Genomic DNA, 2,672 nt, shown 5'->3' with positions numbered 1-2,672 from the left:
GGTCACTCTCCTCTACCCCCGGGCCGGGCAGCCGGGCCCCGGCGACAGCTCCATCGGCGGGCCGCTGCTCTGGCCAGCCGGTGAGTCCTGGCCGATGTGTGCCGAACCAGACCATTACAAGCCGCTCGACGCGCCCGTCGGGCCCGACCCGGTCGCGATGGTTCCGGTGGTCCAGCTGTACGCACGGGATGTGCCCGACCTCGTCTTCCCTGCCGGAACCGACCTGCTGCAGATCCTGTGGTGCCCGCTCGTACACGAGGACGACCAGTACGCGGCCAACCCCCGGCTCCACTGGCGCAACACGGCCCAGACGGCCGCCGACGTCGCTGATGGCCAACCGCCCCGCCCGCACACCGCGGAGGAGGACTACCTGCCGCGCCCGTGTACGGTGTCCCCCACGCCGGCCCTGGAATACCCGAACTGGGACCTTCCCGACGAACTCAGCGAGCAGATCGGGGAGCGTTTCGAGGCCCTGCAGGAAGAACGCGGCTTCGACTACTTCGAGGTGGCCACCACCCAGCAGAGCAAGGTCGGCGGCTATCCGAGCTGGACCCAGCAGCCCGACTGGCCTGACTGCACGGGCTGCCGCACACGCATGGAGCACCTGCTCAGCGTCACCGCAACCGAGGCGGGCATGGGCCGTTGGCTCCCCCTGGACGAACGCAACCCCCACCGGGACCAATCCGAAACCCCGTCCTGGCGAGCCGAAGCAGACCCCGCCGCCCTCGACGCATTCGGACACCACATGTACCTGGGTGGCGGAGGCATGTACTTCTTCGTCTGCCGCAACTGCCCGGACACCCCCTACACGCATCGCTACGACCGCTGAACCCCGTGCCGTCAGACCTGTGGCATCCCGTCGCTCCTGTTTCTGACGACATTTCGAGCCTTGTGTTACGAGGTTCCTCAGCTGTGAGAACGCCCGGGTGCTCGTCTTCGTGCGGGCGGCGTGCAGGGACCGGGTTCTACGGCTGCGGCGTGACGCCGGCCTCGCGGAGCAGGGCGGCGAGGTCGTAGGGGATCGGCATGGGGGTGGTGAGTCCGGCCCGGGTGCGGGCGGTGTTGCCGTCCGGGTATTTCCCGGCCGCCGAACCCGGTGCGGCCACGGCCGGACGCACCAGCTGACCGATGACCTCGCGCATGTCGCGGTCGCGCAAGGCGAGACGGAGCATCACCCCGTGGGCGCGGGTGTGGGGCCATGGCCACGGCTGGGACAGGGCACAACAAGGGGGCCGGCCGAATCGCCGGGGGCGTCGCGCTCGCCGCCCGGCCGGCCCTGACCGCCGGTCCCCCGGGGGGGCAGGTCGCGCACCGGGAACCCCACCGTCCGGGGGTGAATGAGTCGGGCGGTCGCGGGATACACGCCGTCAATGAGACCTGGACACCCCGGGGCAGGTGCACCCGGCCGCCCCCTCGTACTGTGGCTGTTGCCCGTGCAGGCCGCCCTGATGGTCGGCGTCGGGCTGCTGGTCACCGGGCCGCTGGCGGGGCAGTGGCCGCTGGCCGCCGAAGACGCCGTCAGCCGCGGCCTCGCGGCCCATCGGGGCGGGCCTGCCCTGCCCCTTTCGCAGGGGCTCTCCCTGCTGGCCAGTACCTCGAGCATCATCGCCCTCACCGTCCTCGCCGTCACCGCCATGCTGGCGCTCTCGCGGGGGCGGTGGCTGCGGGAGGCGGGGTTCCTGGCCGGTGCCGTGGCCGTGCAGTCGGCGGTCTTCCTCCTCGTCACCCTCCTCGTGGAGAGGCCCCGTCCGCACGTGCCTCAGCTGGACGCGGCACCGCCGACCTCCAGCTTCCCCTCCGGCCACGTCGGTGCGGCCGTGGCGCTGTTCGGGGGCCTCGCCGTGCTCGCCGTACTCCGCGGCCGGCCCGGTCTGCCGTGGCTGCGGCACGCCTTGACCGTCGCCCTGCTCGTGATCCCCGTGCTCGTGGCGTGCTCCCGGGTCTACCGCGGCATGCACCACCCGTCGGACGTGGTGGGCGGACTGCTCAACGGCGCCTGCACCCTGCTCGTCCTGGCCCACGCGCTGCTGCTGCCCGCCCGGACCCGTACGGCCGCCCACACCGCCGCCGTCGACCGGCCCCGGCCCCGGCCGCGCCCCGCCCCCGGCGGGCGGCAGGCCGTGGTGGTGCGCCACCCGCACGGCTGCACGCCGGAACTGGCCGAGCGCGTACGGCACATCCTGCTCCGCCACGGCTACGCCGACCAGGTGTGGACGCAGACCTCCGCCGAGCACCCCGCCGGCGCGCTCGCCCGACGGATCGACGAGGTGGACCCGGCCCTCGTGGTCGCCTGCGGCGGGGACGGCACCGTCCGCGCCTGCGCCGACCTCCTCGCCCACACCGGCATCCCGCTCGCAGTGGTTCCCTGCGGTACCGGAAACCTGCTCGCGCACAACCTGCGCCTGGACGCGGACCCGGCCACCGCCCTGGAGGCGGCCCTGGCCGGCGGGACCGCCCGCATCGACCTGGGCCGGATCCGGGGCGACGGGCCGCGGCCCGCCAGGTTCGCGGTCATGGCGGGAGCCGGCTTCGACGCCGCCATGGTTGCCGGGGCCTCCGACCGGGTGAAGCGGTGCCTCGGCTGGGCGGCGTACGCGGTGTCCGCCGTCCGCCACCTCGGCGACCCCCGCATGCGCCTGTCGATCCGGCTCGACGGCGGCCCGGTACGGGAG

3 protein-coding genes are annotated in these 2,672 nt (G+C 73.7%); 2 read left to right on the top strand and 1 reads right to left on the bottom strand.

The annotated features are described in order from the left end of the window. A partial coding sequence (locus tag VR44_RS38540) for a hypothetical protein (protein ID WP_245692869.1) occupies positions 1–829 on the top strand: 829 nt, incomplete at its 5' end. 136 nt (positions 830–965) lie between these two features. Here the strand turns inward: VR44_RS38540 and VR44_RS38535 are convergent. Further along, on the bottom strand, positions 966–1,217 hold the full coding sequence (locus VR44_RS38535; protein ID WP_281187289.1) for a DUF3703 domain-containing protein: 252 nt from the start codon (positions 1,215–1,217) through the stop codon (positions 966–968). Positions 1,218–1,433: 216 nt separating this feature from the next. On the opposite strand from VR44_RS38535, the gene VR44_RS38530 reads away from it, so the two are divergent. Continuing rightward, positions 1,434–2,672 (top strand): bifunctional phosphatase PAP2/diacylglycerol kinase family protein (locus VR44_RS38530; RefSeq protein WP_052714027.1); only part of this gene is annotated, 1,239 nt, incomplete at its 3' end.

The organism is Streptomyces katrae (genome assembly GCF_000966975.1).
Lineage (GTDB): Bacteria > Actinomycetota > Actinomycetes > Streptomycetales > Streptomycetaceae > Streptomyces > Streptomyces katrae.
This window is presented reverse-complemented; position numbering and strand designations above follow the sequence as displayed.